Origin of the sequence: Phocaeicola sp. RTP21198st1_B8_RTP21198_201120 (assembly GCF_040929485.1) — a bacterium.
GTDB lineage: Bacteria > Bacteroidota > Bacteroidia > Bacteroidales > Bacteroidaceae > Phocaeicola > Phocaeicola dorei.
Map to the genome: position 1 here is coordinate 668 of NZ_JBCOCI010000576.1, position 350 is coordinate 1,017.

The 350-nt window shown below is 40.6% G+C and carries 1 protein-coding gene and 1 pseudogene; both read right to left on the bottom strand.

The window, feature by feature from the left end:
* A pseudogene (locus AB5935_RS28240) lies at nt 1–176 on the bottom strand (UDP-N-acetylenolpyruvoylglucosamine reductase); the annotation flags it as partial.
* 47 nt (nt 177–223) lie between these two features.
* The coding region (locus AB5935_RS28245; RefSeq protein WP_368328135.1) for a DUF4348 domain-containing protein at nt 224–350 on the bottom strand (127 nt) is incomplete at its 5' end.

Below are 350 nucleotides of genomic sequence, written 5' to 3' on the forward strand. Positions count from 1 at the left end.
AACCCGTCGTAATCTTTGGTAAACAGCAGGTTACTGCCGCCACCAATATGCAAAAAAGGTGTCACAATGGCACCTTGCACAATCAGCTTCTTCAGTTCTTCAACCGAAGAATATTCTAAAAAACGAGCGGCACTGACATCGATGCCGAATGTATTGTAGGGCAAAAGAGAATACATATATTTTTAGTTATAAGTTATACTGTTATAGTGCGTCGTAACCTGTATCAGATACTTGTATCTTCAAACTTATACAATTCCCATTCTCCGGCTTTCCGGCGGAAATAAAGGATATTGGAAAAACCATTTCCGATACCTTTCAACGCCAGGATTTTCGTGGGCGAATCATCGTCA